General features: G+C 40.7%; 19 protein-coding genes and 1 pseudogene. 4 read left to right on the top strand and 16 right to left on the bottom strand.

What is annotated here, in order from left to right:
* Window positions 1-11 precede the first annotated feature (11 nt).
* From ACPC57_RS02685 to ACPC57_RS02670, 4 genes are all read right to left on the bottom strand, one after another.
* The gene (locus ACPC57_RS02685) at window positions 12-350 is read right to left on the bottom strand and encodes a zinc ribbon domain-containing protein YjdM (protein ID WP_434066256.1); all 339 of its coding nucleotides are present in this window, start codon (window positions 348-350) and stop codon (window positions 12-14) included.
* Between the two features lie 102 nt (window positions 351-452).
* Window positions 453-1379 carry an RluA family pseudouridine synthase gene (locus ACPC57_RS02680; RefSeq protein WP_217375162.1) on the bottom strand — a complete coding sequence of 309 codons (927 nt, stop codon included), beginning with the start codon at window positions 1377-1379 and terminating at the stop codon, window positions 453-455.
* On the bottom strand, window positions 1363-1827 hold the full coding sequence (gene lspA / locus ACPC57_RS02675; RefSeq protein ID WP_277843799.1) for a signal peptidase II: 465 nt from the start codon (window positions 1825-1827) through the stop codon (window positions 1363-1365). The genes ACPC57_RS02680 and lspA overlap by 17 nt, the downstream gene beginning before the upstream one ends.
* Window positions 1820-2734 carry a LysR family transcriptional regulator gene (locus tag ACPC57_RS02670; protein WP_217373839.1) on the bottom strand — a complete coding sequence of 305 codons (915 nt, stop codon included), beginning with the start codon at window positions 2732-2734 and terminating at the stop codon, window positions 1820-1822. The genes lspA and ACPC57_RS02670 overlap by 8 nt, the downstream gene beginning before the upstream one ends.
* Before the next feature lie 225 nt (window positions 2735-2959).
* Between ACPC57_RS02670 and ACPC57_RS02665 the strand changes: the two are divergent.
* Window positions 2960-3159, top strand: a pseudogene (locus ACPC57_RS02665) (tyrosine-type recombinase/integrase); the annotation flags it as partial.
* An 85-nt stretch (window positions 3160-3244) separates the two neighbouring features.
* Here the strand turns inward: ACPC57_RS02665 and rpmA are convergent.
* The 5 genes from rpmA to ACPC57_RS02640 all read right to left on the bottom strand — a co-directional run bounded on the left by rpmA (window position 3245) and on the right by ACPC57_RS02640 (window position 8137).
* A complete protein-coding gene (rpmA, locus tag ACPC57_RS02660) occupies window positions 3245-3538 on the bottom strand; it encodes a 50S ribosomal protein L27 (RefSeq protein ID WP_009909754.1) in 294 nt (97 codons plus the stop codon).
* Between the two features lie 45 nt (window positions 3539-3583).
* Window positions 3584-3898, bottom strand: coding sequence for a 50S ribosomal protein L21 (gene rplU, locus ACPC57_RS02655; protein ID WP_216806759.1), 315 nt, complete (start codon window positions 3896-3898; stop codon window positions 3584-3586).
* Window positions 3899-4232: 334 nt separating this feature from the next.
* The gene (brnQ, locus tag ACPC57_RS02650) at window positions 4233-5558 is read right to left on the bottom strand and encodes a branched-chain amino acid transport system II carrier protein (RefSeq protein ID WP_434064943.1); all 1326 of its coding nucleotides are present in this window, start codon (window positions 5556-5558) and stop codon (window positions 4233-4235) included.
* A gap of 217 nt (window positions 5559-5775) precedes the next feature.
* A complete protein-coding gene (thiI, locus tag ACPC57_RS02645) occupies window positions 5776-6993 on the bottom strand; it encodes a tRNA uracil 4-sulfurtransferase ThiI (protein ID WP_130554778.1) in 1218 nt (405 codons plus the stop codon).
* A 1-nt stretch (window position 6994) separates the two neighbouring features.
* The gene (locus ACPC57_RS02640) at window positions 6995-8137 is read right to left on the bottom strand and encodes a cysteine desulfurase family protein (protein ID WP_434066255.1); all 1143 of its coding nucleotides are present in this window, start codon (window positions 8135-8137) and stop codon (window positions 6995-6997) included.
* A 112-nt stretch (window positions 8138-8249) separates the two neighbouring features.
* On the opposite strand from ACPC57_RS02640, the gene ACPC57_RS02635 reads away from it, so the two are divergent.
* Window positions 8250-8678 (top strand): DUF6556 family protein, encoded by a 429-nt coding sequence (locus ACPC57_RS02635; RefSeq protein WP_434066254.1) that lies wholly within the window; start codon window positions 8250-8252, stop codon window positions 8676-8678.
* Between the two features lie 772 nt (window positions 8679-9450).
* On the opposite strand, the gene ACPC57_RS02630 is transcribed toward ACPC57_RS02635, so the two are convergent.
* From ACPC57_RS02630 to uvrC, 7 genes are all read right to left on the bottom strand, one after another.
* A complete protein-coding gene (locus ACPC57_RS02630) occupies window positions 9451-9918 on the bottom strand; it encodes an 8-oxo-dGTP diphosphatase (protein WP_434066253.1) in 468 nt (155 codons plus the stop codon).
* Between the two features lie 26 nt (window positions 9919-9944).
* Window positions 9945-13616, bottom strand: a complete 3672-nt coding sequence (gene addA, locus ACPC57_RS02625) for a helicase-exonuclease AddAB subunit AddA (protein ID WP_434066252.1) — start codon at window positions 13614-13616, stop codon at window positions 9945-9947.
* A complete protein-coding gene (gene rexB / locus ACPC57_RS02620; protein WP_434066251.1) occupies window positions 13616-16882 on the bottom strand; it encodes an ATP-dependent nuclease subunit B in 3267 nt (1088 codons plus the stop codon). Before rexB ends, addA begins: the two co-directional genes overlap by 1 nt.
* A 98-nt stretch (window positions 16883-16980) precedes the next feature.
* On the bottom strand, window positions 16981-17148 hold the full coding sequence (locus ACPC57_RS02615) for a hypothetical protein (protein ID WP_024392259.1): 168 nt from the start codon (window positions 17146-17148) through the stop codon (window positions 16981-16983).
* Between the two features lie 283 nt (window positions 17149-17431).
* Entirely contained in the window at window positions 17432-18745 is a 1314-nt protein-coding gene (gene obgE, locus ACPC57_RS02610) for a GTPase ObgE (RefSeq protein ID WP_174846018.1), read from the bottom strand.
* Between the two features lie 204 nt (window positions 18746-18949).
* Window positions 18950-19078, bottom strand: coding sequence for a DUF4044 domain-containing protein (locus tag ACPC57_RS02605; RefSeq protein WP_024397062.1), 129 nt, complete (start codon window positions 19076-19078; stop codon window positions 18950-18952).
* A 56-nt stretch (window positions 19079-19134) separates the two neighbouring features.
* Window positions 19135-20919 carry an excinuclease ABC subunit UvrC gene (gene uvrC / locus ACPC57_RS02600; protein WP_434066250.1) on the bottom strand — a complete coding sequence of 595 codons (1785 nt, stop codon included), beginning with the start codon at window positions 20917-20919 and terminating at the stop codon, window positions 19135-19137.
* A gap of 277 nt (window positions 20920-21196) precedes the next feature.
* Here uvrC and ACPC57_RS02595 point away from each other — a divergent pair, with 277 nt between their 5' ends.
* Both ACPC57_RS02595 and ACPC57_RS02590 read left to right on the top strand, forming a co-directional pair.
* A complete protein-coding gene (locus ACPC57_RS02595) occupies window positions 21197-21940 on the top strand; it encodes an ABC transporter ATP-binding protein (RefSeq protein ID WP_434066249.1) in 744 nt (247 codons plus the stop codon).
* The gene (locus ACPC57_RS02590) at window positions 21937-23547 is read left to right on the top strand and encodes a permease (protein ID WP_434066248.1); all 1611 of its coding nucleotides are present in this window, start codon (window positions 21937-21939) and stop codon (window positions 23545-23547) included. Before ACPC57_RS02595 ends, ACPC57_RS02590 begins: the two co-directional genes overlap by 4 nt.
* The last annotated feature ends 15 nt before the right edge of the window (window positions 23548-23562 follow it).

The following is a 23562-nucleotide window of genomic DNA, read 5'->3' as shown; positions in this document are numbered from 1 at the left end:
CCAAATCTATACTAAATTTTCTTAACGAACTCAGATTTTAACTTCATCGCACCGAACCCATCGATTTTGCAATCAATGTTGTGGTCACCTTCGACGATACGAATCCCTTTTACACGTGTACCTTGCTTCAAATCCTTAGGTGAACCCTTGACTTTCAAGTCTTTTATAAGTGTAATAGTATCCCCATCAGCCAAACGATTGCCATTTGCATCGATGGCCACTGGACCGTTTTCTTCTTCAGCCACATCAGCTGGGTTCCATTCATAGGCACATTCAGGGCAAACTAATAGTGCTCCATCCTCATAAACGTATTCAGAATTGCATTTTGGGCAATTTGGTAAAGTTTCCATTCATTGTCTCCTCAAATATTATCTGTACTAGTCTATCATCTTTTTAAAAAAATGAGCAAGTAGACCAAAACCATTCACCAAACTGAAATTTTCACTATTTTTTCAGAGAATGGTCTGTTCTAGAGCCCCTTGGCCTTTAGCAGTTCGGCGGAGATATTCTAGTGTATCCTGAAAAATAGCTGGCGCTTCTGCTGTAAAAGCAACTACCTCTCCAGTTCTAGGATGAGTGAATCCAAGAGTTCTGGCATGGAGAAATTGGCCATTTCCTTTTAAAGTTTTTCGCGGACCATAAACTTCGTCCCCAGCAACTGGATGACCAATATAAGCCATGTGAACCCGAATTTGGTGGGTTCTACCTGTTTCTAATGTTAATTCAACTAAGGTATAGTCATCAAATCGTTCCAATACTTGAAATCTCGTGACCGCTTTTTTCCCTTTTGCCGTCACAGCCTGTTTCTTACGATCCTTTTCAGAACGACCAATAGGAGCTTCAATGACTCCACGATCATTTGGAAGGTTTCCATGTACAATGGCCCAATACTTGCGAAGGGATTTTTTATCTTTCAATTCAGCTGCAAGTTTTGTATGGGCCTCATCATTTTTAGCAATCATTAATAAACCTGAGGTATCCTTATCGATTCGATGAACAATCCCAGGACGAAGGACACCGTTGATGCCAGACAAGTCTTTGACATGGTATAGAAGAGCATTAACTAAGGTCCCGGAAGTATGTCCAGCTGAAGGGTGCACAACCATTCCTTGAGGTTTGTTGACAACAGCAACATCTTCATCTTGATAAACAATATCTAAAGGAATATCTTCAGCGACATAATCAATTTCTTCAATTTCTGGTACTTGATAGGTAATGATATCCCCTTCTTGTACAGTATATTTTGCCTTCTTTACTTGACCATTGACCAATACCTGACCAGCCTTGATTTGGTCATTTGCCACCGAACGAGATAGCTCTGTCAATTCTGACAATGCCTTATCCAGACGAACACCGCCTGTTTCAACCTTTATTTTCATCATACTCTTCTTTCAATATACATATAAATAACAATCCAACACCAACCGACAAGCACATATCAGCGACATTAAAAATCGGAAAATTTATAAAATCCAGGTGAAACATATCAACAACATACCCCAAACGAACACGGTCAATAAAGTTACCCAAAGCTCCAGCCATCATCAAAGAAAGACTGAATAATGTCCATAGACTTCCTTTTATTTGTCGAATATAGTACCAAACCAGCCCAATCATTACAACAATAGTTACTATCGTAAAAAACCATTGTTGATTTTGCAAAATCGACCAAGCTGCACCATAGTTGCGTAAATAGGCCAAACTCATGAAACCAGGTAAAAATTTTCTTACTGAATCTAACTCAATATTCGCAACTGTCCAAGCTTTCACATATTGATCAATAGCAATTAAAACCGCCACAAGGAGCGGAAACCCAAATTTACGCATGTTCTTCCTTCTTTTTATCAAAATATGAATGCAAAGTCTCCACAAAATCCTGTGCGCATTGACTCAATTCATCACTCGCACGTTTAACGTAGACCATGCGATTGTCAACTTTTCCTTTAAATGGTATCACTGTAATCCCATTCACACTCTCATCATCCAAGTAACCCGAACCAGTCGCATAAGCGTCTGTACGTTCTAAAATGCCATTTAAGGTAGCTCGATCTGTCACGTCAAAAACTACTGATGAGTCAGAGGTGTCAATCAGATTTTCTGAATAATATAGATAGGCTTCCTTCTCTTGGGTAAATCGAACAGTCGGTAAACCAACCAAATCTGCTGGTTCAATCTCCTCTTTATTTGTCAAGGGATGATCTTCCCGAAGGTAGATATGTGTTTGAAAATCAGATAAATCAATCGCTTGCAAATGAAGTTTATCTAACTTTTGCATGATACCTTTAGTATTTTTATCATTTAAATAGATAATACCTAATTCACTATATCCTTGCGCAACCTCATCTAAAATTTGTGCTGTGGTTGATTCAAAAATACGAAAATGAGGATATTGTGGATGTTGCCTAGAAAACTCGGTAATCAATGGAGGCAAAAAGTCATAGTGTTGACTAGAAATAGAAAAAGTTTTCTCACCTTCTTCAGGTTGCAAGTAAAGATGTTCAAACTGATCAAAACCTTTTACCAAATTTTGAGCTTTTTCATAAAAATCCATCCCTTTTTGCGTTAAAAAGGTGCCAGAACTGGTTCGACTAAAGATTTGAAAACCAAGCTCTGTTTCCAAATCTTTAATAGAAATGGATAAACTTGGCTGAGAAACATACATCTTTTCCGCTGCTTCTCGAAACGTTCCACTATTAGCAATAGCTACTACGTATCGTAATTGTTGAATATTCATCGTAAAATCCTCTTTTATACTACTTTTTCTATTATACCAGAAATATGTAGATTTTGGGAGACTTCAAATTACACCATAAAGCGTCACTTCTATACCAACCTATAAAGAGATGAAAGACCAAGGGTTAAAATACACATTTCAACAATCATCAGTCCAAAGTTGTATAGTATCTTTTTCTAATCATTAAAAAAATAACAATCAAAAGATTGATTTTCAAATGTTTGGAGAAAATATCCAGACTTCAAAAGAATTACCCCACATGGATTTAGACACACCCACTGCTCCCTTTTGTTTGAAGCTGGTGCTACTATCAAGAAAGATTCGGACACGAAAACATCCAAACAACCATGGACATCTACGCTCATGTTACTCAAAAAGCAAAGAATGAAATTGCCGACAAGTTCGCTTCCTACATTGGTTTTTGAAATATGGGTATCACGGTGAGTATCAAATCAAAAAAATAGGCCTTCCGAAAACTCGGAAAGCCTTGTAATATAAGGTTTCTAGACCTTATTTTGCGATTGGGTAAACAGATACCTGTTTCTTATCGCGACCTTTACGTTCGAAGCGTACAACGCCTTCTACTTTAGCGTAAAGAGTATCATCTCCACCACGTCCTACGTTAGCTCCTGGGTAGATTTTTGTACCACGTTGGCGGTAAAGGATTGAACCACCTGATACAGTTTGGCCGTCAGCAGCTTTCGCACCAAGGCGTTTCGCTTGTGAGTCACGACCGTTTGACGTTGAACCTCCACCTTTTTTGTGGGCCATAAATTGCAAGTTAGCAAGATTCAAGTTTAACATATGTTATTCCTCCGAATTTCTGTAATGATTGCTTCAAGCTACGCCTTAAGCGTTGATAGCGTTGATAACAACTTTTGTGTAAGGTTGACGGTGACCTTGTTTGCGGTGGCTACCTTTTTTAGGTTTGTACTTGAAGGCAACAACTTTTTTCTGTTTACCTTGTTTTTCAACAGTACCAACAACAGTAGCGCCTGCTACAAGTGGAGTACCCACAACAGTTTTCTCACCACCAACAAGAACTACTTCTTCGAAAGTAACTTCTTGACCTGCTTCAACGTTCAATTTTTCAACGTAGATAGCTTGACCGACTTCAACTTTAACTTGTTTGCCGCCAGTTTTAATGATTGCGTATGTGCTCATTATGCACCTCCTATGATTTTTGGGTCTTGCCCGAATTAGATGTGAAGACTCGCCTAGTACCGTGGGTCGAACCACTTTATCTTGCTCAATAAAAATTAAGTTCAGACTAGCTTCAATAGTCTAAGGATAGACTATTGAAGGTTGGAAATGTAACGAACATAGTTCGTGTCGTCGCAGGTAGAACTTAGTTTCACCAAGTTAAGACAACGACGTTAGAGCTTAATTTTTGCAGAGCAACGGCATTCGTGCGGTTGCACAGGAAATGTGCATACATAGTCAACAGTCCTATTATAACAAAAACACCTGCAAATGCAAGTGTTCTGTATCACTTTTCTTACATTTCAAAAACTTCGCTCTCCTGCTTGTTTGGTAAGAATAGAGAGAGGACGATTCCGACAAGAGCTGGTAATAACCAAGTTAGTGATTGTCCAGCCAATGGCAGAGCTGAGATGATTTTTGAAACAGCAGTCCAGTTGAATTGTCTCGCTAAAACTTCTACCAATGACAAAGCTGCCACTAGTCCCACAGTTAATTGCATACCATAGGTCGAAAGCGGTACAAATTTGTTAACAATGGTAATCAAGACAATACAGATAGTAATTGGATAGAGAACCAAAAGAACTGGAACAGAGAAGGTGATGATATTGTTCAAACCGAGGTTGGAAATCCCAAAGCCAATCAAAGTAAAGATAGTCGCATATACTTTGTAGCCAAAACATGGAAAACGCTCAGCGAAAAATTCACCTGAAGAAACAATCAAGCCAGCCGTCGTCGTAAAGCAAGTAACGATAACCATAACAGCTAAGAAAATTTGTGCACCTGGTCCAAAAATAGCCTGTGTTGCTTGCGAAAGAATGTAAACACCCTTGTTGGTATCGGAAGCCAAAACATCAGCAGGCACTGGGAAATGATTACCTAGGAAAGCCAAACCGACATATAGTGCTGAGAATGCTAAGGCTACAACAAAGCCAACAGACCATATAGTTGAAACATATTCTTTCTTGCTGGAGAAACCAAGTTGTTTTAAGGTATTAACCGCTACAACGCTAAAAGCAATTGCGGCAAGGGCATCAAGGGTGTTGTATCCTTCAATAAATCCTGTACCAAATGCCTGTCCAGCTGAGTAAGCATCGGCTGCAGGAAGTGGATTAGTAGAACCATATTTAACAACACCTAGCACCACTAAAATCACAATCAAAATCGCAAAAACAGGCGTTAAAATACGTCCGATACTGTTTAAAATCTGAGATGGATTGAGGGCAATCAGATAAGCTGCCACAAAGTAAAAAGCTGTAAAACCAAACAACCATGGACCCAGATTCGCATCGCCCAACAATGGAGCAATTCCAACCTCAAATGACGTTGTAGCTGTACGTGGAATTGCAAAAAATGGTCCAATTGCCAAGTACAAAGCAACAAGATAAACAGTAGCAAACAAGGGTGAAATCTTACGTGAGATCTCATGCACGTACCCTTTAGGGTTAAGTGTTCCTACAATCAAAGCAATCACGGCAATACCGACACCAGATACAACAAATCCTAAAATGGCTGGCCAGAAATGTTCACCAGACAAAATACCGAGCGCTGGAGGAAATATCAAATTTCCTGCACCAAAAAACATACCAAACAGTAGTAAACCTGTTAGGGCTCCTTTTTTCATAAAAACTCCTTCTTATCTTTTTCGAAAGTCAATTATACCACAAAAATTCGATTTTTTCCGAACGTTAGGTTATAAAGGTAACGACACCTAAGTCAAATAATTAAAAAACGCATCAAAACATGTCAAAACTAACCTTCATTTGATGCGCTGAATGAATTTCTTTCTAAAGCTGTCTATTCTTTCCCAACAGTGTCAGGCATTAAACTTCATCAACAGTTTACAGTAAATCTTCGATTAAATTGTCAATCTCATCTTTCGCTTCCACTTTTGGAGTAATCTCTGTCACAATAATTCCTGCAACAGCACGTTCTACCAATCCTTCTACATCCATACGTGCTTCGTATTGCTCGACATTCTTGATTTTAGGATTAGTTTTTGGACGGTCAGGGGCAAAGATGGTACAGCAATCCTCAAATGGCTGAATGGAAATATCAAAGGTATCAATTTCTTGCGCAATATCAATGATTTCCAACTTGTCCATGGTAACGACTGGACGAATAACAGGTGTATTGGTCACAGCATTGATGGCCTGCATGGATTCCAAGGTCTGACTTGCCACTTGTCCTAGACTTTCACCATTGATAATAACCATGGCACCACGTTCTTCACGAACTCGGTCTGTAATCCGCATCATGAAACGACGTGTCAAGGTCATCAAATATGCTTCAGGTGCCTTTTCCTTGATTTCTTCCTGAATTTCTGTAAACGGCACTTCGATAAAGGTGATATTACCACCAAAGGCAGTTAATTTTCGAGTCAAATCATGGGCTTTCTTAAGTGCACCTGGACTCGTATAAGGCGGGCTAGCAAAGTGGAGGGCTTCGATTTCAACCCCACGTTTGAGAGCCAAATAGCCCGCAACAGGCGAATCAATTCCCCCTGATAACATAAGCGTTCCTTTTCCAGATGTTCCAACTGGCAGACCACCTGCTCCCTTGATTTCTTCATGGGAAATGTAAGCAGCGTCAGGACGAATCTCCACTCGCAAAGTAATATCTGGTGACTTCATTTGCACCTGCACATTTGGAATAGCTGTGCAAACCGCATCTCCAAGGACTTGGTTTAGATCACGGCTGTCCAATTCAAAATTGTGGTCACTACGACGCGCAGCAATCTTAAACGTCATACCGTCCTTATAAATGTTTTTCATGATGTCTTGAACCGCTTCTTTCAAAGCTGGAACAGACTTTTCAATCTTATAAGATGGCGCAAAATTTTGGATACCAAAAATCTTTTTCAAAGATGCTGAAACTTCCTGATAATCCGCCCCATTCAAATAGACATGACCACGGTCACGATCAAAATAAACCGTCACTTCTGGGTAAACAGAAAGGACGTGCTTGATATTGTTGCGGAGTTTGTTGACAAACCGCATCTTGTTTTTCCCTTTGGTTGACAATTCGCCATAGCGAATCATAATTTCTGAATAATTCATTCTACCTTACTTTCTGTGTATTGTGATAAATTTGTTTAAAAATCGTGAGAAATTGTTCGATTTGACCCATATCGTTGTCACCATCCAAGCTGACACGGACTGCAGTTTGTGCCAACTTCTGCGGAACACCCATGGCAATTAGTGTACCCGCAGGTTTCCCTGCCTTAGACGAGCAGGCAGATGTAGTTGAAATATAAATCTGATGGTCCTCAAAAGCATGAACAATGACTTCACCACGAATATTCTTAATTCCAAAGGTCAATATACTAGGTACAAAGTTTTCAATTCCAGAAAAGACCGTCACATCTTGATACTTGCTCAATTCATCCACCAGAATCTGCTTCATAGCTGCCAGTTGCTTCTGGCTATCTGCTGCCTTGTCCAGGGTCAAGCGGAGCGCCTTAGCTGTCGCGGCAATACCAGCTACATTTTCCGTAGTTGAGCGCTTATCGCTTTCCTGACCTCCGCCTGTCAATAGCGGAGCGATTTTCTTACCTGCTTTGATATAGACGAACCCTACACCTCTTACAGAATGGAATTTGTGACCTGAAAAACTAGCAAAATCAACTCGGTCTGTCAGATACTGTTCCATTGGCATCTTGCCGATAGCCTGCACAGCGTCCACATGGAAGGAGATGGTGGGTTTATCAGCTAGAAGATGTGAAATTTCCTGAATCGGCTGAATGGCACCAATTTCATTGTTGACGGCCATGACAGAAACCAGTGTGGTATCTGGACGAATCAAAGTCTCCAAAGCTGAAACATCAACAAAACCTTGGGTATTGACCGGAGCCAAATCCACCTCAAAACCTTGTGTTTTGAGCCAAAGTGCTGACTCTTTTACCGCTGGATGCTCGATAGCTGAAACGATGATGTGCTTACCCAGATGTGCTTTCTCAAATGCGACACCTTTAATGACCCAGTTATCACCTTCTGTACCGCCTGAAGTAAAAAAGATTTCCTTGCTTTCTTTCCCCAATAGCTCTGCTATTTGCCTACGGGATGCTTCTAGGATTCGTGTCGCCTGTGTGCCAAGGTTGTGCAGGCTGGAGGGATTTCCCCAAATTTTCGTAGCAACTTCCGTGTACGTTTTAATAACTTCTGGCTGAGTCTGTGTTGTGGCTGCGTTATCGAAATAGATCATTATTTTCATTCCTTTGTTTGCAATGGTCCTATTTTATCACGTTTCACATCTTGTTTCCACTCTTTAAGTTAGATTTAAACTTCATTTCATACACTAGGTTCGGAGGTATACCATGAATACACGTTCAAAAAAAGAAAATACAAGAAAAGTCGCTGGACTTTCCCATTTCCAAAAGGTTCTGACCTTTATTGGATCCATTTTAGGGATTATCACTGCATGCATTACGATTTACACCTTTAGCTCCAAATCATCTGCTCAATCAGTGTCAAATACAAGCAGCTCAACTCTACAAGTGCCTTCTAATACTGATATACAAAGTTCTAATCAAGAAGGAACGACCAGTAGTTCTTCAACCAACTCATCTACATCAACAGCAGATGAGACTACTCAAACAACTACAAGTAGCTCAACAGCAACATCAGAAGTCTCCTCCTCTCCTACCGATTCCTCCACAACAGGAACAAGCAGTGAAACAAGTTCAACTACTACTTCCAGTGCAGAAGTGACTAGCGGAGCTACTGAAAATACTTCTGGCCGATAAAAACACATAAATACTTGTCTCCCTGTTTAATGTTTAATATACTAATTTCGGGAGGTAATGGAATGAAATACTTCATCTTAAAAGTGCCAACTTTCTTATGGTTACTCACTTTAACAATTTTAAGTAATTTTTTCCTATATTCACTTTTTTTAATCCGTTTGTGTCCTATTTTCTCTTTGTCTTAGGGAATCTAACTGTTTCTAGTATACATATTTCAAATAAGATTTTGATGAAAATGAACCTTATACTCCTTTACAGACTCTTTGGTGGTGGGTTTTGGGTTTTGTAGTCATTTTCATTGTGATGAAATTTTTCTTACAAACCACTTTAACACAATTATTTGCAATTATAATATTCATCGTACTCGGCAGATTTGCTTAACGTCTTATTGAACACTTTGCAGTTTACAGATATCGTTACTTGGAAAAGGAACGTCAAAAACTCCTTTAATTCATCTCCTCAAGAAATCAAAAACAGATTGGGTATCACAAGGAAAACTCAATCTGTTTTTTTACACTCTTCGAAAATCAAAATCAGACCTTGTTGACTTTTCATGATGAGTGTCAAGCTCCAGCGGAACTTGACAGCCTGTTTCCTTGAAATTTAAAAGGAACAGAGTTCTATTTTCATCAGAGCGAAACGAACTACGTTCGCCTATTTCCAACCTGCAAAGGTTCCCCGAACCTTTGGAGCAAGTCGGATTTTGAATTCCATTGAGTATTAGTATTCTACATTCAAGAATCGAAAACGTTTTCGAAGCGGTTCATAACCCTCACCTAAAATTCCGGTCCCATTCCCCAGTTTGGTCCTTCTTGGTGTAAAAGAATTCAGATAAGGTTGGGTCATCCATGACTTTTACGATTTCAAGCAAATCATAGGCTAATTCCAATTGACTCAGTTCGGATTTCTTAACCCATCGAACTTCTCCCTCTTCTGTTGAGTGGATAGTTCCTGAAAACTCTGTAGCCTTATAAAGAAAGACAATATAGCGATGTCCTTCTTTGTCAGGCCAGTGCTTAGTACCAACCAAGCGGGGATTTGAAATCGTCAAGCCAGTCTCTTCAAAAACCTCACGTATAACAGAGTCAGAGAAATTCTCACCTTCTTCAATATGTCCACCTGGAAATGCTACGCCAGACCAACTATACCGTTTAGGATCTCGAATCTGAACTACTACATTTTCATCCTGATCCTCTATCATACACATATTCGTAAGTGTAACCAATTGTTTACGTGACATATGATCTCCTATTCTCTATCCAGTACCTACAATAATGAAGACTTACCCTTCAAATTGACCTCTACCACTTCAATCTTCTCCCCACCAAGCAAAATCAAATGGCAGTCTACACGATTTATCTTGTAGGCTTTTTTCAATGCCTCGGCATAGAGTTGCATTTGAGCTTGGTAACGTTGGCTGAGTTGGCTTGGTTGGTCATATTTGTCTGTCTTGTAATCAAAGAGTACAATATGATCATCATATAGCAGGTAGCCATCGATAATCCCACGAAGGACAAATTGTTCCTGTGACAAAGAATCTGTCTGCAAACTTGCAAATGGAGCTTCTCGGTGAAGTTTGTCCGTATTTGCTAGAATTTCTCTTCCTAAGTCTGTATCAAAGAAATCCAAAATCATTTGAAGATTGATTTTATCTTTAATCGCTTGCTCAGCATGAACAGTTTCTAGAGCTTCTCTTACCGTATCTTCTGTCACCAACCAAGACAAATCCAAACGTTGCATGAGTTCATGGACTGCAGAACCGACTTGGGCTCCAGTGATTTTTGGTTTCTTGGAGAAATCTGGTAAGTTGAAGGTCCGTTTTGGCTGGTATTTTTCCATGACTTCCATGCCTTCTTGTTCCAAGACAGGCTCATAGAGTTTCTTGATTTGACTTGGAGTCCGTAAACTTGGTAATTCTATAGCAGCCTTATAGCGTTCGTTCAACTCTTGGACAGAAGACAACTGGTCCAAGGCCTGGGCGATGTCTTCTGATTGACGAATATCTTTAAGGCTGGCATCTTCTAGCTTATTCTTCAATTTCAGTTTACCAATCTTCTCCTCCGTCAAATCCTCATCCGTTACAAAGACTTTCTTGAAGTGCAAGTCTTCTCCTGAGAAGGCCTCATCAATGGCTAGAATCCAGTCTTGGAAGGTCGCCATACTTTCACGATTTGATAGGGCGAGAACGCCATCTTCCTTCTTACCATCGTATTTTTCAGCTAACTTGTCAGCATTGCCCTTTCCAACCAGATACAGCTTCTTCTCGGCACGCGTTAGTGCAACATAAAGCAACCGCATTTGTTCTGAAAGATTGGCAATTTTTAGCTCTTGGAGATTATTTTGATAAGGAAGGGTGTTCATTAAGACTCGAACCTGGGGTAATGGGCTATTTACCTTATCTTTCATATCCGCTAAATATTGAATGCCTAGACCATTTTTCCGGCTGATGATGACTGACTGATAATGGTCTTCCAAGTTGAATCGCTTATCGATGTTCATGAGGAAGACATATTTAAACTCCAAACCTTTTGACTTGTGAATCGTCATAAGCTGTACAGCATTTTGCGGTAGAAACTCTTGTACATCTGCCAAGTCCTTGTCATTTGCTAAGGCACGGTCAATCATGGCGATGAAGCGAGACAAGCCCTTGTAGCCTGTTTTTTCAAACTGGTTGGCACGCAGACCTAGTGCATATAGATTGGTCTGACGCTTGCTGCCATTTGGGAGAGCACCGACATAGTCATAATAGAATTTTTCATTGAAAATCTTCCAGATCAAGTCATAAATAGAATGCAGCTTGGCATAGGCACGCCAGTTTTCCAAAATAGACAAGAAATCCGTGATTTTCTTCTTCAACTCTCTTGATATAAGTTCAGGATGTTGCCCACTTTCTTGCTGGGCTACTTCAATTTTTTGATAGAAGAATCCTGTCCCAGTCTGCAAGGAAATACGTGTCAGCTCATCCTCATCAAATCGGAACATAGGCGATTTAAGTAAGGCAACGAGGGCATAGTCATTGAGTGGGTTATTGATAACTCGCAAGGTATCCAGCATGATCATGACTTCTAAAGATTGCAGATAGGAGGCTGCTCCGCCATCTGCCACAATAGGAATCCCATGTTTTTCAAAAATGGACATAATGAGGTCATTTTGCGTCCGTTTTTGCACCAATAGAGTGATGTCCTTGAAGTCTGCTCCTTCTTCATTGTGAAGACGAATAATCTCTTTTGCAACGACCTCAATTTCACCAGCAGTCAGAGGTGTTTCCTCCTCAGCATCTATTGAAGAATTTGCGCTTTCCTGCTGGTCGTAAATGAAGTATTCCATCTCATGCTTTGGCTGGGCAATTTTTTGACCTGGACTACCTGCTACTAGACTGTGGGTGTCATCATACTTGATTTCCCCTACTTGGCGGTCCATCAGGCGCGTGAAAATAGCATTTGTTGCCTCCAAGACCTCAATCTGACTACGGAAGTTTTCCTTGAGCAAAATCAATTTTCCAGCCTGAGGATTTGCCTGATACAGTTCAAATTTCTCTTGGAAAATCATTGGATCCGCCTGACGGAATCGATAGATGGATTGCTTAATGTCGCCCACCATAAAGCGGTTGTGACCGTTAGACAGCAGGTCCAGCATTCGCTCTTGGCTATGGTTGTTATCCTGGTACTCGTCTACCATGACTTCGTGGTATTTTTCTTGGAAAAATTGGCGGATGTCCGCATTTTCTTCTAAAATACGAATAGCGAAATGCCCAATATCGCCAAATTCAAAGGCTGCTTCCTTGATTTTTACATTCAGGTAAGCCTGCGAAAAATCCAAGACAAAGTCACGTAATAATATCAGCAAGGGCACAGCTTGATCCTGATAATCTTTCAGCAGGGTCAATTCATAAACTTCCTGACCCAAATCTCGTAGTCCTGAGATAATCTGACTCTTGCCAGCATTGTATTCTTCTTTAAAGGCTATCAAATGCTCATCTTTTGGTCGATTGGCATTGGTCAGGCCCTTGCCTCTGGACTGATCATTGATGAGAAGGATTCTTTCAACCCGCTCCATCAACTGCTTGGATTCCAGTTGGTCTATACCGGTTAACAATTCGATTACATCTTCAACACTTGAAAAATACTTGGCAGAACCAAAGTCATTTCTGCCCCATTCCACATGGTAGCGGAAGAAATCCGCAGCTTGATAGAGCTTCTCTAAAACTTTTTCCTTAAAGCCCTGCTCTAACATCTGCTCAATACGCTCTTGACTATACAAATCAGCTTGAACAGCTTGCTCTTTCAGCCATTTAGTTGGACTGCTCGTCGATTGGCTAAAATCATGCACCTGATAAACAACCTGACGAAAACCACTGTTATCCTTACGGTTGCCTGAAAAATTGCGAACCAGTTTGCGGAATGCCCCATTTTCATCCTGTTCAAGATAATCTGCAAAGAGCTGATCGAAAACCTCTTTTTTCAGACTCGCTTTTTCTGTCTCATCCTGTAAAATCCGAAACTGCGGAGAAATACCAAGGCTATAACCATAGGTTGTCACCAATTTCTGCGTAAAGGAGTCCATGGTCCCAATATCCGCCTTGGTCAAATCCGCCAACTGGGCAGACAAATGCCGTCGCAATTCCATATCCGTCGTCTTCGCAATGGTTTCATTGAGATTTTTTTCGATCCGCTCCTTCAATTCACCAGCCGCTTTGACTGTAAAGGTCGAGATAAAGAGCTGGTCAATCCCGACGCCACGCTTCAACTTATCCAAAATCCGTTGAACCATGACGAAGGTCTTTCCTGACCCAGCCGATGCAGAGACCAGAACATTCTGACCGTGTGTGTAGATGGCTTCAATCTGCTCAGGTGTGCGTTTTTGTTGCTTATCAGAATTGGCTTCCGCCACCTGCATAGCCTTGATTTCTTCAGCACTTAAAAATTCTTCAAAAGCCATTAGTCCTGACCTCCTTTCATTCGTTCCATCCAATCTTGACGCTTGGCCTCTTTGACCATCCGCCGCGCCATTCCCATGTGCCGATCCGCCTCAAAACCAGTGATTGCCTTCAGCTGCTCACCTGCCACCGAACGCCCATCTTTGGTATAAGGGTTAATAGCAAAGCGACCATCCAGGATGTCCATGGCAGCTTGTTTGTAGAGTTTTTGGTTGTGGTTCAATAAAACTACAAACTCATCTTCCGTATAGAGTTGGTTACGAGTCTGATAAAAATGATTGAGACCCAGACTTTCCTCCTTCAAGAAAAGTCCCTTGTAAACCAAGCTCGTATTGGCAGCTACTTCTAGCTGTTCTAAATTCTTCGTGTCTTTTAATTTAATAATCGGATCCTGCAAATGCAAATACATAGCTCCAAAAACAGGTTTATCCTTGGTTTCATCCAGCTCTTGTAAAGCTGCCAAGTAGGTCACCAACTGAGGTTTGAGACCATTGTAAAAATCACCGATTGAAAAGCTTTGGTCACTGGACTTGTAATCCACAACACCGACAGCCTGATTGATTTGCAAGGTATCCAAGCGGTCAATGGTACCATTTACATGCACACTCTTGCCATTTTGAAGGTCAAAAACTAACGCCTTATCCTGACGGAAACTCTTTTCCTGACCATCAATTTCAACCAAATCATTATCCCGCAAAATAGTCGCACTGGAGCGAGCAATCCTATCCAGCACCTCCTCCGTATAGCGAGCATCCGCATCCTGGTTATAAAACATAGCAAATTCTGCCTCGTCACGCGTACGCAGGATGGCCTTGTCCACTTTTTGATCAAAATCTAGCTCAGATTGGTCCATGACCACTCGTTCAAAAATCCGATGCAAGAACAAACCATGCTGAAAGGCAGTCGGATGGATGGATTCCTGTTCCCGCAGGCGAAGAACATTACGGACAAAGTAAAGATATTGGTTATTGTAGAAATTGGTCAAGCTGGATGCTGAAAGATTGAGCGGCTTATCCTCTGGATATAAAGCAGCCAAGGTTTCATTTGAAAGTTGTTTAGAAGTAATTTCGCCAGTAATGGCCGGAATTTCAATGCCTTGCGACTCCAATTTCTTCTTCAAATGGCGAACCAAGACTGTCCAGAAGGCCGTCTGCCCTTCCCATTCTTCATTATCAAGAGATGGTCTTTCCGACTCAATCAATCGGGATAAGAGACTCTTGTAGTGACCGATGTCTTGCGGACTAAGTCTTTTAATCCGACCACGTTCTTCGGATTTCAGCCCCATTTTTTGGAGAATTTTAATATAAGGGGAGAGACTATCTTCACCTTCGTTATAAATCTGAGGAGTAGAAATAACTAACTGTTCCGTCGCAGAATTAAGCAGAGACATCATAGCAGCATGGTTCTTCTTGATATTCTCTCGGCTGACCAAATCAAAACGTGAAGAACTAGCCGAAACAAGATTGACTTTTTCCATCTCTTCTTCTGTCAATAGACTGGTATTCTTAGCAACTTTTGGAAAATTAGACTGTCCCATCCCGATAGCATAAACATACTTTGCAGTGTGCGGCTCAATCAAATCATAGGATTTAACATTGACCACATCAACCGTTGCAGGAACGGTACGATAGTGACTGGCCTGCATACCAGCCTGTAAAATAGCCAGAAAATCATCCATTTTTAATTTTTCTTTTCCGAAAATCTGATAAAAATTCTCTAGAATATGGGTAAAACTTTTCCAGACCTGCTCTTCTTTTTCTTGCTCTACTTCACTCAAATTTCGAGACATTTTTTCCATATTTTTAGGAAGCTCAATTGCCTCCAAAAAGGCCATGAATTTTTCAAGCAAACTGGCACCTGATTGGGGACCTGCCTTAAACAGCTGGTTCAAAGGCTCCATAATCTTAGCACGTAGAGGTTCCAAGACATTCAAATCATAGACAAGCCTTTTCTCCTTGATGACTTCAGCATCATAGTCTGCTCTGCCATTGACCGAAAAAGCCCTCGAAAAAGCAGCCTGCCCCTTCATATCCGCAAAGAGGATGTAAGACTCAAATAGGTCCAGCTCCTTTTGGGAGATGCTGGCGTACAAACCAGATTTGAGGAGATTGAGCAGGTCTTCCGCACGGAAACGATAGCGACGTAAGCGTTCCAAGGACTCCACAAAATGGACCAACGGATGATGACTCATCTCCTCTGCCTTGCCAAAATAGTAAGGAATATCATACTTGTCAAAAATCTTGCCAATCTGCAACTTATAGCTATCTACATCACCCAAGAGCAACAAGATGTCTTTATAGCGAGCACCTTGATGCACATGCTGACGAATTGCAGTCGCAACTTGCTCCACCTCTTCTTTTTGGTTAACAACCTCCCAGAGTTGGATTTTTTCTTGGTCTGCTGGAGTCAAGTCAAGCATGGTCCCGCTGTAGTCATAATAGGCTTCCATATTCTTTGAAAATTTACCGATACTGTCCAAGACTGGCTCTTGACCAATATAAGTAGCCTTAGTCTGGAACTGCGCTGATAAATGACGTAAAAAGTCAACGTTGGCTTGATAAACGTTCCCTTCCGCATAGGCTGCTTGCACAGCTTTCTTGCTGGCATATACACCAATCAGGATTTCCGACACCCGTTCATTTAAAGCACTTACTAAAGCTTCTTCTTCTGCCGAAAAACGAGAAAATCCGTCTACCACCAGCACAATGTTCTTCAACTGCTCATCCAACTGACCAGTTTCCACCAAGCTAGTCAGCTGTGCTAACTTAGACTGATGCTCAAAGCCTTCTTTGGACAAAATGTCAGTTACAGCCAGAAAAATCTTTACCAAATCAGCCTGTTTATCTGGTGACTCCATGGCTTCCAAGTCCAGAATAGACATATTTGCCCGTTGCAATTCTTTGTATAAAGCAACTAGCTGGTTAATAAAACCAAAATCTGTCTGTAAACGACCATAGACTTTCAAGTCGTCATCATCAAATTGCGATAGAACACGAAAGAAAATCATAGCCAGACCAACATCATCCAGCGGTTGACCTGCTTCTTTCCTATCAATCATCAAATAGCGGGCCAATTGCCCAAAACGGGTCACGATAATATCAAAAGTTGCCTGTTCAGGCAGGTATTCCAAGACCTTGCGCTCCATCTCAAAGGATAGAGAGTTTGGAGCAATGTAAAAAACTCGCTTACCTTCCTTAGCAAATTCTGCTGCGGTATCCGTTAAATACTGCGTCAGAGGATTTCGAATATCTGTATAGACCAATTCCATCTTTCGTTCTCATTCTTTCCTGAATATACTATGTCTAGTATATCAAAATCTAACAAAAAAATGGTCCAATGGACCATTTTTCGGAAAGATAAAACTATCTAACTACTCTTTTCTTGCTCTTTAGCTAAACGCTCGCGTTCCAATCGTAGCTTGCGATTGGGATTGAGCTTGTTAAAAAGTTCTTCTAATTTTTCAGCATTCCAAACATCGGCTGCCGAAACAAAATTCCCATTTTTATCCTTGAAGGATATCGGCTTATCACCCATAAAGACCTCCAATTTATTATTACTTATTCACAATCAACCGTCCCTAACGGAACAAAATTAGTAAGGTAGCTAGCCAAGTTCCCCTAGGACTTGGCGTAGTTTGACTAGCAAATTAACTCCCAGTCAAACTGCTTACCTCGCTTTCGAATTTTCGGGCTCGGGCTGAAAAAATCCCTGGCTTCCTCGCTTTTGAATTTTTAGGCTCGGGTTAAAACTGTCCCCCAGACATGGTCGCTTTCGTATTTCAAGGCGACCAGCTGATACAGTCTATCCCCAGACTGTATCAGTCCACAAACTCAAATTCAAATTTGCCAATACGGACGATATCCCCATCCTTGGCTCCACGCGCTCGAAGAGCTTCATCAACACCCATGCCACGTAACTGGCGAGCAAATTTCATGACTGACTCATCGCGATCGAAGTTGGTCATTGTAAAGAGTTTTTCCAACTTGTCACCAGATAGAATCCAACTTGCATCATCTGCACGACTGATCTCAAATTCTGGTTCATCAGGATGAAAGCCATAATATGCTTCTTCCTCTTGAAAGTCATCTTCATCATAAAGCAGGAACTCTGGTGTTTTTTCAAGTAATTCTGCTGTTGCTTCTAGTAGATTTTCCAGACCTTGATGAGCAATACCAGAAATTGGGAAAATCTGTGGCAATTCTTCAAACTCATCATAGTTGGCTGCTAATTTTTTCTTGAACTCTTCCAGATGTTCCTTTGCCTCTGGCATGTCCATCTTATTGGCAACAATAATTTGAGGGCGCTCCATTAAACGAAGATTATAAGTTTCCAACTCATTGTTGATGGCCACATAGTCATCATAAGGATCACGACCTTCACTAGCGGACATATCCAAAACATGCAAGATAACACGTGTCCGCTCGATGTGACGCAGGAATTGCGTTCCCAATCCAACACCTTGACTAGCACCTTCAATCAAACCAGGTAAATCTGCCACTGCAAATGATTCGCCGGACTTGGTCCGCACCATTCCTAAGTTGGGAACAATGGTTGTAAAATGGTAGGCACCTATCTTAGGTTTAGCTGCTGTAATCACACTGAGGAGAGTTGACTTCCCGACAGATGGAAAACCAACTAGACCAACATCAGCAAGGACTTTTAATTCCAATTCAAGGTTCCGCTCCTCACCAGGTTCCCCATTTTCAGAGATCTCTGGTGCTGGGTTCTTAGGTGTCGCAAAACGAATATTTCCTCGACCACCACGACCACCGTGGGCAATAACGAATTCCTGCCCATTCTCAACCAAGTCTGTAATAATTTTTCCTGTATCAGCATCACGCACAGTTGTTCCTTGCGGTACACGAACAATTAAATCTTCCGCACCACGACCATGCATGCCCTTGGTCATCCCTTTTTCGCCATCGTCAGCCTTAAAGCGACGGTTATAACGGAAGTCCATTAGGGTACGCAAGCCTTCATCTACAACAAAGATAACATTCCCACCATGACCACCGTCACCGCCCCAAGGACCGCCATTTGGTACATACTTTTCACGACGGAAGGCAACCATCCCATCGCCTCCCTTACCTGCCTTGACCTTAATCTTAGCAGTATCTAAAAACATACTCATAAATAACCTATTCTTTCCTAGAAAAAAACGCTTAGTAGCGTTTTATATCCTGTATTCACAAACAAAGTGCTAATAAATAAGTAACCATTTTTAAGGTATCAATGCCGTTTTTTTAAGAAATACTGACAGTATCTTGAAAAAACAAACGTTGAGTAGCTTAAAAACTAGCCTTAGATAGAAGAGCTGAACTATGAATACAGTTTCTTAATTCATCAATGCATTGATTGCTGGTAAAATCAAGCCTGCTAATGTCGCGACTACCATCACGACAACAATTACTAAAGTAACTATTTCAAATGTTGATTTCTTGTGTTTTTCTTCACCAAAAGCCATTGCTTTCTCCTTATTCAGTCATTGATAGTTTATTCTAACACATTATGGGAATGTTTTCAAATCTCATCCTTTGAAGAAAGGCTTTCTTTGACTTTCGCCGCCACCTTATAGGGAACACCTACATCTGCAATTTCTTGGACGCTTGCCAATTGGATTTTTCCAATTGATTTGAAGTGTTTCATCAATGCCTGCTTTCGTTTTGGTCCCAAGCCATCAATACCATCCAATTTGGATGAGAAAGAATTTTTAGACCGGACCTGACGATGAAACTCAATGGCAAAGCGGTGAACCTCATCCTGAATCCGATGCAGGAGGAAAAATTCCTGTGAATTACGAGGCAACTCAACTACTTCCAACGGATTGCCAAAGAGCAATTCATGGGTTTGGTGCTTGTCATTCTTCTGCAACCCTGCAATGGGAATGGACATACCCAACTCCTGCTCGATGACCTGCTTGGCAATGTTGACCTGCCCCTGACCACCGTCAATGATAATCAAATCAGGCGGTGTCAAACCGTCCCGCTGTACTCGACTGTACCGCCGCTGCAAAACTTCCCGCATGGAAGCATAATCATCTGGGCCTTCCACCGTCTTAATCTTATATTTGCGGTATTCTTTTTTATTAGGCACCCCATTTTCAAAGACCACCATAGCCGATACAGGGCTAGTCCCCATAATGTTGGAGTTATCGAAAGCCTCAATCCGCACAGGCGTCGGAATCCCCAAAAGCTGACCGATATTTTCTACAGCACCGTACGTCTTCTCCAGATTCTTCTCCAAAAGATTAAACTTCTGCTCCAGACTGACACGCGCATTCTTGGTTGCCAAATTGATGAGTTGCTTCTTCTCGCCACGCTGAGGCTTGATGACCTTAGTATCTACCAGTGCTTCTACGGCTTCTTGGTCAATATCCTGCGGTATCAAGACCTCTGAGGGAATCAAATGTTGCTGGTCCCTGTAAAACTGACCGATGTAGGTCAAAAAGTCTTCATCCGCATCATTATAATATGGAAAAAGATTGACATTCCGTTCAATCAATTTCCCCTGACGAACAAAGAAAACCTGCACACACATCCATCCCTTGTCAACATAGTAACCAAAGACATCCCGATTCTGCAAATCATGAGCCATCACCCGTTGCTTGGTTCGCAGAGTTGAAATAGATTGAAGAATATCTCGATATTCCGCAGCTCTTTCAAATTCAAGATTGGTTGCAGCAACTTTCATTTTTTCTTGCACCTGTTTAACAATCTTATCATCGTGTCCTGTTAAGAATTGAGCAACTTCCTTACTCATCTTATCATAATCAGAAAGACTAGGCATCTTGTCCCCGTGGGCCAAACATTGGCCCAAGTGATAATACATACAGTACTTGTTTTCAGGCAATTTGCACTTGCGGAAAGGATACAGACGCTCCAATAGTTTGAGGGTCTGGTTAGCCGCACCCACATCTGGATAGGGACCAAAATACTGACCGCCATCCTTTTTAATCTGCCGTGTAATCATCAGCCGTGGATGACGTTCTTTGGTAATTTTGATAAAGGGATAGGACTTGTCATCCTTTAACATGATGTTATATCGAGGCTTGTTTTCCTGAATAAGATTGATTTCCAGTAAGAGTGCCTCGATATTGGAATCTGTTACGATAAATTCAAAATCGGCAATTTCAGATACTAAAGCTTCAGTCTTGGTATCATGAGCCCCACGAAAATAAGACCGCACCCGATTACGCAGGTTTTTGGCCTTACCAACATAAATAATCTTTCCGTACTTGTTTTTATGGAGGTAACAGCCAGGACTATCAGGAAGTAACTCTAACTTATGTTTAATGGTTTCGTTCATAGATTAATTATATCAGAATCAGAAATAGTAAGTCTACTATTGATCATCAAACTGCTTTATTCTCAAATTCTTTAAAACAGCTGTATAGTCACTACCTACAAAAAATAATTGATTTTGTATTAATAAAGTAGTAAAATAACATTAAAAAAAATATGTTAATTTTTTTACACTTCCAAAATGGCTTTACGATACATTGGTTTAATATTCGATGACTAAAAGAAAAGCCATTTTAAAGTTTGTAGAATAGGCAAGCCTAGGGAAATATGAGGAGAAAAATATGATACAATTTGACCACGTTACAAAAGCTTATGGCGAAACCCTTGCACTTGACGATCTTAATTTAAGGATTGAAAGTGGAGAGATTTTCGGTTTGATTGGACACAATGGTGCTGGTAAAACAACAACGATTAGTCTATTAAACTCTATTATTGAACCCACTGAGGGGCTCATCTTAGTCGATCAGTTAAATTTAGCTGAACACCGCAATACCATAAAAAAACGTATCGCTTACGTTCCTGACTCTCCAAATATCTTTCTCCACCTAACTGCATACGAGTATTGGAATTTTATGGGTAAAGTCTACGAGGTCCCTCAGAATTTGATTGATGAACGAATCAGCAAATTAGGACAACTGTTCGATATGACAACTCGTCAGCACGAAACCATTGACAGTTTTTCTCATGGTATGCGGCAAAAGACAATTATCATTGGCGCGCTTATTTCCAATCCTGATATTTGGATATTGGATGAACCATTAACTGGACTGGATCCACAGGCTTCCTTTGATTTGAAACAGATGATGAAAGAACATGCAGCTGCTGGCAATACCGTCTTATTCTCAACACATGTATTGTCAGTTGCAGAACAATTATGTGACCGTATCGGAATTCTGCGAAAAGGCCGCTTGATTTTTCTTGGAAGCCTTGACGAATTGAAATCACAATATCCAGATAAAGATTTAGAAACAATTTATCTGGAATTAGCAGGACGCCAACAAGATAAGGCAGGTGAGGAAGCATGAAGAAGTCCATCATCTGGGAACTGATAAAAATTAATATTTTATATTCCAACCCACAACTGCTGGCCTCTGTCAAAAAGAAACAGAATAAAAAGAAAAATGCATCATTTTCAGCCTATAAAAGTATCCTACGGCAACAAATCTTTATGATGATCATGTTCGCTTTTATTTACACTGTTTTCTTTTTAGGCGTAGATTATTCAGAATCAGTTGGATTTTTCTCACTCCAACTTTCCATCTTTGCCATTATGTCGATTGTCTATGGATTCACTGGATTTTTCTCAGTGTTCTACGACAGTAAGGATACAAAATTATACCTCGCTTTGCCACTCCGTTCACAGGACGTATTCATCGCAAAAGTCTTGTCTGCACAAGGCATGGTTCTACCCTTCCTAATGCCCTGTCTTTCTCTTTTATCGATTACCTATTGGCAAATAGGCGGAGCTCCTGCACTCATTGCCGTTTTACCATCATTTATCCTATTGTGGCTGTTGATAAACATTATCAACTTGGTCCTTTTACATTTTATCGGTCAAGTATTGCGTAAAAGTTCACAAAAAACCATGATTTCAACAATCCTGATGACGGTGTCCACACTCATTGCGATTGGTGCAATGCTATTTCTTCAATCTCAACAAATTGTTTCATTAGAATCTAATGGGTTTGTCAACTTCCCAAAAATACCAATTTTTGTAGGATTTCATTACATCGTCAGCCAACCTTTATCACTAGAAACTGCCATCAACTTCCTACTACCGCTCGCAATCACACTTGGCTTAGTATACTATATCGTAAAAGAGATAATGCCTCACTATTTCGATCAGTTATTAGAAATTGATGCCGTTTCTGGCCAAACCCGCAAGAAAAAACCTGCAAAACTACCAAGCAATTTACAAAAAGCCTTGGTAAAACACCATCTATCTACACTGAAAGATAGCAACCTGTTGGTTCAAAGTTTTGTCCAGCCTGTTGTGATTGGTTTTGCATTGTATCCGAGTGTCTCACGATTTGCTAATGACGGAGGATTGAGTACAATATCACCTGATTATTTTGGCATTGCTATGTTAGTCGGTATCCTATTAGGAAATATGTTTGCTGGTCCAACAACATTTTTAGGAGTTGCGATGTCCCTAGAGAAGGAAAATTATCATTTTATCCGTACATTACCTCTCTCCTTTAAACAATTTACTATTCAAAAATTTAAAGTCATTGCATTTGTACAATTCCTACTTCCAACTATTTTATACTTCACCTTAGCCTTTGTGCTATTTAAAGTTCACCTTCTTTTATCCATTTTCTTTACAATAGGGCTTCTACTTTCTGCCCTATTGGTTGGCCAGATTTACTATTGGCGCGATCAACGACTGTTAGTTCTCAATTGGCAAAATAGCAATCAATTATTTGGCCGTGGAAGTGGGCAATGGCTGATAGCTGGAAGCATACTCTTGACCATGATGGTTGGTGCTATCTTAGTCACCATCAGCATTTTCGTCGCAAATGCCTATAATGCTGTCTATGTTAGTGCAGCTCTACTAACCCTTATTTTGGTTGCAGCAACCTTACTCCAAGTATTTCTTCACAAGGCATATTGGAGCAAACTACCGCAATAATACTTAACAAAAATC

Source organism: Streptococcus sp. VTCC 12886 (genome assembly GCF_049893425.1).
Taxonomy (GTDB): domain Bacteria; phylum Bacillota; class Bacilli; order Lactobacillales; family Streptococcaceae; genus Streptococcus; species Streptococcus suis_AA.
The sequence above is the reverse complement of the archived record's forward strand: the minus strand, read 5'-3'. Positions and strand labels throughout refer to the sequence as shown.

Excerpts from the sequence above, each read along its gene's own strand:
- ACPC57_RS02685 (WP_434066256.1), bottom strand. The coding sequence starts at position 350 with ATGGAAACTTTACCAAATTGCCCAAAATGCAATTCTGAATACGTTTAT.
- ACPC57_RS02680 (WP_217375162.1), bottom strand. The coding sequence starts at position 1,379 with ATGAAAATAAAGGTTGAAACAGGCGGTGTTCGTCTGGATAAGGCATTG.
- lspA (WP_277843799.1), bottom strand. The coding sequence starts at position 1,827 with ATGCGTAAATTTGGGTTTCCGCTCCTTGTGGCGGTTTTAATTGCTATT.
- ACPC57_RS02670 (WP_217373839.1), bottom strand. The coding sequence starts at position 2,734 with ATGAATATTCAACAATTACGATACGTAGTAGCTATTGCTAATAGTGGA.
- rpmA (WP_009909754.1), bottom strand. The coding sequence starts at position 3,538 with ATGTTAAACTTGAATCTTGCTAACTTGCAATTTATGGCCCACAAAAAA.
- rplU (WP_216806759.1), bottom strand. The coding sequence starts at position 3,898 with ATGAGCACATACGCAATCATTAAAACTGGCGGCAAACAAGTTAAAGTT.
- brnQ (WP_434064943.1), bottom strand. The coding sequence starts at position 5,558 with ATGAAAAAAGGAGCCCTAACAGGTTTACTACTGTTTGGTATGTTTTTT.
- thiI (WP_130554778.1), bottom strand. The coding sequence starts at position 6,993 with ATGAATTATTCAGAAATTATGATTCGCTATGGCGAATTGTCAACCAAA.
- ACPC57_RS02640 (WP_434066255.1), bottom strand. The coding sequence starts at position 8,137 with ATGATCTATTTCGATAACGCAGCCACAACACAGACTCAGCCAGAAGTT.
- ACPC57_RS02635 (WP_434066254.1), top strand. The coding sequence starts at position 8,250 with ATGAATACACGTTCAAAAAAAGAAAATACAAGAAAAGTCGCTGGACTT.
- ACPC57_RS02630 (WP_434066253.1), bottom strand. The coding sequence starts at position 9,918 with ATGTCACGTAAACAATTGGTTACACTTACGAATATGTGTATGATAGAG.
- addA (WP_434066252.1), bottom strand. The coding sequence starts at position 13,616 with ATGGCTTTTGAAGAATTTTTAAGTGCTGAAGAAATCAAGGCTATGCAG.
- rexB (WP_434066251.1), bottom strand. The coding sequence starts at position 16,882 with ATGGAATTGGTCTATACAGATATTCGAAATCCTCTGACGCAGTATTTA.
- ACPC57_RS02615 (WP_024392259.1), bottom strand. The coding sequence starts at position 17,148 with ATGGGTGATAAGCCGATATCCTTCAAGGATAAAAATGGGAATTTTGTT.
- obgE (WP_174846018.1), bottom strand. The coding sequence starts at position 18,745 with ATGAGTATGTTTTTAGATACTGCTAAGATTAAGGTCAAGGCAGGTAAG.
- ACPC57_RS02605 (WP_024397062.1), bottom strand. The coding sequence starts at position 19,078 with ATGGCTTTTGGTGAAGAAAAACACAAGAAATCAACATTTGAAATAGTT.
- uvrC (WP_434066250.1), bottom strand. The coding sequence starts at position 20,919 with ATGAACGAAACCATTAAACATAAGTTAGAGTTACTTCCTGATAGTCCT.
- ACPC57_RS02595 (WP_434066249.1), top strand. The coding sequence starts at position 21,197 with ATGATACAATTTGACCACGTTACAAAAGCTTATGGCGAAACCCTTGCA.
- ACPC57_RS02590 (WP_434066248.1), top strand. The coding sequence starts at position 21,937 with ATGAAGAAGTCCATCATCTGGGAACTGATAAAAATTAATATTTTATAT.